This is a genomic window from Oceanobacillus sp. MO10714A, from assembly GCF_037072045.1.
GTDB classification, from domain to species: Bacteria; Bacillota; Bacilli; order Bacillales; family Amphibacillaceae; genus Oceanobacillus; species Oceanobacillus indicireducens.
In genome coordinates this window covers 1-6002 of record NZ_JAXHDC010000083.1, presented here as the reverse complement: position 1 = coordinate 6002, position 6002 = coordinate 1, and the positions used below count along the sequence as shown (strand labels likewise).

Genomic DNA, 6002 nt, shown 5'->3' with positions numbered 1-6002 from the left:
AGACTGCCATCTAAGGCAATCTTTTTAAACTAATATGGTTATCAATCTTCAAGGATAATTGTAAATTCATTAACCTCTACTGTCTTTAAAGAGATGATTATTTTATAATCTCGTTGTATAGTAAACCATCATTATTAAATTCAACAATCTTTAAACGGTTATCATGTTTGATGAAAATACTTTTGTATTCTGAATGCCCATTTTCATCTTCAAATAAAATAATACGGTTTCCTTTGTTATCCGTTTCAACAACGCCTTGATACTTATCTAAGTCAATATGCTCTGCTATTATGTCAAACTCTGGATATGTTTCCAAATCACCATTATTTGCTACTGTATCGCTTGTATCCCGATCGTCAGAATTGTCCTCTTGGTTTTCTATATCTTCAGTAGCACCGTCGGAGTTTTCATCGTTTTCTTCATCTTCAGTAACACCGTCGACCTCATCTTCAAGGTTTTCGTCAGAGTCAACGATTTCATTAGATTCTTCCTGTTCCTGCGGTTCAAGTTCATCAGTATCGTTACTTGAACAACCGGCTACTAATATAATACCAAGAAGAATGGCAAGTCCTTTCTTCAAAAAATCCCTTCTTTCCTAACTGTTTTACTACGCACTTTAAAAGCACAAGTATTACCATACATTATTCAAGAAGAAATGACAACAAAAAAGTTTTCATAAAAAGAGGACTTTGCTTCTTTCGTTTGGATGATATGTATTTAATTCTTTTGTTCACTTCATATAAGAAATGATAATCTTGTTTATTGGGTTTATCTTAAAACAATCGCATCCAATTGCTAAAGACCTTAATTTTGCAAGAAATTGCTCAGCTATTGAAATGAGACTCTATTTTTTCCCTTATATGATTGACTAACGGCATGACTTCAGCTTCCATTCCATCCCAATTATCATTATACTCTCCAAGGTAAGCTTTTCTAGCGATATCGATCACTTTCGCCTGCTGCTTTGGTAATCTAGGGATTGCCCATTGTGCAGCTACGTCTTTTGGAGAAATTATACTTTCAGACATAGTGTGCCACATGCGAGCAAGAGTTAATAGCACATTACGTTCGTCACCTTTCATACCATCAATTAACTCTGGTAAAGTCTCCTTTATTGCCTTTTGAATATCTGTTATCGGAATGGGATCAAGTATCGTTGACAGCTCAGGTCCAAATAGTGAAATGCTATACTCCCGCGCCTGTGCTAAAACTATAGCTAGGTCAGGATCAAACGTTGGCTTCGGAATTTGACCCTTTTCAAACTCGGATCTAAGCCATTCACCATAGACTAATTCATTCCTCGGTGGATATTGTCGGGGTACGTTATCTTTTTCATTAATAACGATGAATTCAAGGTAGCGCATCCCCTCTTCATTTCCTATTTTTCCTGAAATCGTCATTAACCGTTCTGTCAGTTTTTTTCGAGTAGTTTTAGATAATCGCTGATTTACGACAGCAAGAACATCGACATCACTATTGATACGCAAGCCACCGTTTACTGACGAGCCATAAAGGTAAACACCGATTAATTTGCTTCCGAGTACATTCTTTGCAATTCTTAATGCGTTCCATGCTTCCTTTGGTATTTGTTCATTAGTCATATTGCTCATCGGCTACATACTCCCCTATTCAAATCCTACTAAAAGTCCACATACATTACTCCATAATTCTGGCCCGATTATTAAAATAGAGCGATTATTCTGCAGTTAAACCCCAGTTCATATTCTAAAAACCTCCTGTCTTACTTTGAATTTTATCATACATTTATATTAATTTAATTTTAGATGATACATTTTATAGAGATTGCTATATATGTAAAGGTTTCCACAACATTTATTCAACTGTTGAGCCAGTTAATTGAATTAGGTTATTGGAATTAGAAGGATTAAGCGTAAAGCGTTGTGTTATTATAAAAATATAGTTTAAAGAGAAAATAATGAGGTGAAACGAATGGTTAGCAGGAGACGTATAGCCTCCTAAAATAGATGTAATGTTAATTTTAGGAGGCTATCTTAATAATAGGAGATGTATTGAAAATGAAACAAAATAAATATGACGATCCAAATTTCTTTTCCGCTTATGAACAAATGCCACGATCAGTTAAAGGACTTGAAGGTGCCGGAGAGTGGCATATATTTAGAGAACTAATACCAAATCTAAAAGATAAAAATGTTCTCGATTTAGGTTGCGGCTTTGGCTGGCATTGCCGATATGCTCGTGAGCAACAAGCAAGCTATGTTATAGGTGTAGATATCTCTAAACAAATGATTCAAAGAGCACGCGAAATGACAAATGATCCTTTAATTTCGTATATAAAAGCTCCCATTGAAGACATAGATTTTTCAAGCTCTCAATTTGATATAGTAATCAGTTCGTTGGCCTTTCACTATATCAAGTCGTTTAAATTAATCTGCGAAAAGGTTCATGATTATCTAAAGACCGATGGAAATTTCGTTTTCTCAGTTGAACATCCAATTTTCACTTCGCGGAATGAACAGGATTGGTATTATGATGAAAAGGGAAATCCTCTGCATTGGCCAGTTGATAATTACCAAATAGAAGGAGTACGTGAAACAACCTTCCTAGATGAGCATGTTATAAAATACCATCGTACAATTTCAACATATATAAATGATTTAATTGACACTGGTTTTACTGTAAAAGCTGTAAAGGAATCGGTTCCTTCTGATGAAATGTTAATAAGTATTCCTGAAATGAAAAATGAGACTCGAAGACCTATGTTCTTAATGATATCGGCAGAAAAGGATAACAGCTAATTGGCATTGGTCACTCTTCTATAACGGGCGTGTTTATAAAAATTAAAAACATCATTTTTTAAGTCAATAATGGTGAACAGTAGAATTAAATGAATATTATCCGAACAAAAGAAGCGGCTAACTTTAAAAGTTGGCTGTTTTTTTATGCTTATTATTAACTGAACTTTCGCACCCTGAAAAATTGAAGCAAATCATCCTAATTTAACGCCCCTAGCCTTTAATGTTGTACTAGCCGTTATTAATTAAAAAAGCCTTCTCAAAATGAATGAATGCTCTCATTGAACGTAAGTATCTTGCTCGGTCATTATTTGTGCGTCCTGATTACCGTTCAGTTGCCCGGCGGACGGATACTTTCCCAATTAAGTAAGATAATCATGCTAATGGGAGAATAAATCCTAGTTGTTTTCCCGTTAAGGTAAGATGAACATGCTAATGGGAAAATAAAACTAGTTGTTTTCCCATTAAAGTAAGATGAATATGCTAATGAGAAAATAAAGCTCAGTTGCTTTCCCATTAAAGTAAGATGAACATGCTGATGGGAAAATAAACCCCTGTTGTTTTCCCATTAAAGTAAGATGAACATGCTGATGGGAAAATAAAACCCTGTTGTTTTCCCATTAAAGTAAGATGAACATGCTGATGGGAAAATAAAACCCTGTTGTTTTCCCATTAAAGTAAGATGAATATGCTATTGGGAAAATAAACCCCTGTTGTTTTCCCATTAAAGTAAGGTGAACAAGCTAATGGGAAAATAAAACTCAGTTGCTTTCCCATTAAAGTAAGATGAAGTTGCTTTCCGAATGCCAAAATTAACAGGCAAGTTTTAACATAGATTTTAAGGATATTTTTTAAAGAAATTTATTTAATACTGTTGACATTGACGTTGCGTAAAGGTGTAACATTATTTACAAGGAGGTGATCTGATGGAATATACAGTGCAAAGTCTTGGAAGACTAGCAGGTGTTAGTGGAAGAACATTGAGATATTATGATGAAATTGGAATTCTTAAGCCGGCAAGAATTAATTCATCAGGGTATCGGATATATGGTCAGGCAGAGATAGACAGATTACAGCAAATCCTATTTTATAAAGAGCTTGGCGTCAGCTTAAATAGCATAAAGGATATTTTAACTGCACCTTCTTTTGATGGAGTAACTGCACTTAAAGAACATCGGCAAAAACTCCTTGAAAAAAGAGAACAGCTAGATCTACTGATAGCAAATGTAGATAAAACAATCGCTTCAAAAGAAAGAAAAATTAACATGTCAGATAAAGAAAAATTTGAAGGATTTAAGAAAAAAATGATAGATGAAAATGAGCTCAAATATGGGAAAGAAATTCGTGAAAAACATGGAATTGAGACAGTGGAGAAATCGAATAAAAAGATAATGAACATGACTCAGGAAGAATATGAAGCTGTGACAAAGCTTTCAGAACAGCTAACAGAAACATTATCGAAAGCTTTTAAAACTGGTGATCCAGCTAGTGATATCGCTCAAAAAGCAGCTGATTTACACAAACAATGGCTAACTTTTTATTGGAGCAAATACAGTAAGGAAGCACATGCAGGCCTTGCTCAAAGATATGTTGATGATGAAAGATTTACAGCATACTACGATAAAGAACAACCCGGTACTGCCGCATTTTTACGAGATGCCATTCACATCTATACAGGAATGAAGAAGTAATAGTCGAAAAGCACCCTGTAGTCATATTATATGGTAGGTGCATTAAATATTAAAGATATGAATGATCTATTCCGTATTGAAGAAGATGATGAATAATATAAATTATGGAGTGGCACGAACTCTTAGATAGTTAGAGACCGTGCCATATGTTTTATTGTATAACTTTATTTATTTTCACCCGAACAGCTTCCAAATTTTCAGTGTTCACATGTCCAAATTTTTTTCTGACAATATTTTTAGATAGTGTGTATACTTTGTCTGCCCTTATTTCTGATGTTTTTTTAAGTTCTCCCTCTGTCAAATCTTTTGAATCGATTACAATAGAATATAAAAGATCCCTAATTTTTGAAGTGATAGCTAAAACAACGATATCTTCCATCACCTCATTATAACTGTCGTTTGAAATAATGAGCACAGGACGTTGCTTTTGTTGTTTTAAATTACTGAATGGAACTGGTATTAAAACAATATCACCTTGTTTATACATTGTTCCAAACCTCGTCATCAATGTCATTATCCCAAAAATCCAAACTGCTCTCACTGGCTTCTGTTAAATCCTCAGATACACTTTTATCGCTTTTAGCTTTTAAAAACTCGGCAAAATCCAGAATTTTATCCACATCTTTTTCAGGTATTTCATCAATAATTTTAAGTAAACGATCCTTAGCAGTATTCACGTATTCATCACCACTTTTATGAATATTTTATTTTATTATATCACTTCATATTACGTTTCACTATATATTCATGATTCAAACATTGGTTTATAATTATGATTATTTGCTTCATTTTCTTTCATTCATCCCTGGACTTATTTGTATATAAGAAATGCCACTCTCTGTGGTCATTATAGGTGCTTAAATGTTACAATTTATAAAGATTGTTATGAGATTCAAGAGATTATAGCATTTCACTTATTCACCTAAAGGTCATGAAATTTAAGATGTTTCAAAGAATAATGTTCATTTAATTTTATTTGAAGTGTGGTGAGAAGTCTAAAATGGAAGCGAAGGAATTTCAAAATTGGATTGCTGAATATTATAAGTCAAAAGGTTGGGCTGATTTAGATATTTTTGTACGTATTGGCTTCTTGTCAGAAGAGACGGGAGAAGTCGCTAGAGCAATTAGAGCTCTAGAAATCGGACGAGACCGACCAGATGAGCATCCTATTTCATTAGCAGAAAGTAAGAAGAATTTAACAGAAGAACTTGGTGATGTATTAGGTAATGTAGTTGTTATTGCGAATAAATATAATATAGATTTGGAAGAAATTTTCTTAGAACATAAACGAAAGCTGTCCAATAGATATCTTTAAGTAAATAAACCGGGAGCAAAGGTGTGGTTGAAATGGAGATTAAAAGTCTTGCTGTATTTTGTGGGTCAAGTACGGGAATAAACAGCGTTTATATAGAACATGCAAAAAGATTTGGAGAAGAATTAGCCAATAATAATAAAACTTTAATTTACGGTGGAGCCCAAGTGGGATGTATGGGTGCATTGGCTGATGCTTCCTTACACAGTGGTGGTAATGTGATAG

General features: G+C 34.0%; 8 protein-coding genes. 4 read left to right on the top strand and 4 right to left on the bottom strand.

Annotated features, from left to right (window positions below):
• Window positions 1-97: 97 nt before the first annotated feature.
• Together SPD53_RS19340 and ant(9) are read right to left on the bottom strand one after the other, a co-directional pair.
• Window positions 98-580, bottom strand: a complete 483-nt coding sequence (locus tag SPD53_RS19340) for a hypothetical protein (protein WP_336253524.1) — start codon at window positions 578-580, stop codon at window positions 98-100.
• Between the two features lie 244 nt (window positions 581-824).
• Entirely contained in the window at window positions 825-1610 is a 786-nt protein-coding gene (gene ant(9), locus SPD53_RS19335) for an aminoglycoside nucleotidyltransferase ANT(9) (protein ID WP_336253523.1), read from the bottom strand.
• A 426-nt stretch (window positions 1611-2036) separates the two neighbouring features.
• Between ant(9) and SPD53_RS19330 the strand changes: the two genes are divergently transcribed.
• Together SPD53_RS19330 and SPD53_RS19325 are read left to right on the top strand one after the other, a co-directional pair.
• Complete coding sequence (locus SPD53_RS19330; RefSeq protein WP_336253522.1) at window positions 2037-2777, top strand: class I SAM-dependent methyltransferase; 741 nt, start codon at window positions 2037-2039, stop codon at window positions 2775-2777.
• A gap of 923 nt (window positions 2778-3700) precedes the next feature.
• Complete coding sequence (locus tag SPD53_RS19325) at window positions 3701-4465, top strand: MerR family transcriptional regulator (protein WP_156857379.1); 765 nt, start codon at window positions 3701-3703, stop codon at window positions 4463-4465.
• 151 nt (window positions 4466-4616) lie between these two features.
• Here the strand turns inward: SPD53_RS19325 and SPD53_RS19320 are convergent, their stop codons facing one another.
• Together SPD53_RS19320 and SPD53_RS19315 are read right to left on the bottom strand one after the other, a co-directional pair.
• Window positions 4617-4952, bottom strand: a complete 336-nt coding sequence (locus SPD53_RS19320; protein WP_336253521.1) for a type II toxin-antitoxin system PemK/MazF family toxin — start codon at window positions 4950-4952, stop codon at window positions 4617-4619.
• Window positions 4945-5142 (bottom strand): DUF2281 domain-containing protein, encoded by a 198-nt coding sequence (locus SPD53_RS19315; protein WP_156857380.1) that lies wholly within the window; start codon window positions 5140-5142, stop codon window positions 4945-4947. The genes SPD53_RS19320 and SPD53_RS19315 overlap by 8 nt, the downstream gene beginning before the upstream one ends.
• 323 nt (window positions 5143-5465) lie before the next feature.
• Here SPD53_RS19315 and SPD53_RS19310 point away from each other — a divergent pair, with 323 nt between their 5' ends.
• Both SPD53_RS19310 and SPD53_RS19305 read left to right on the top strand, forming a co-directional pair.
• Window positions 5466-5780: a MazG-like family protein gene (locus SPD53_RS19310; RefSeq protein WP_336253520.1), complete on the top strand. Its 315-nt coding sequence runs from the start codon at window positions 5466-5468 to the stop codon at window positions 5778-5780.
• Between the two features lie 32 nt (window positions 5781-5812).
• Window positions 5813-6002, top strand: a 190-nt coding sequence (locus tag SPD53_RS19305; protein ID WP_442946279.1) for an LOG family protein, incomplete at its 3' end; no start/stop codon positions are given.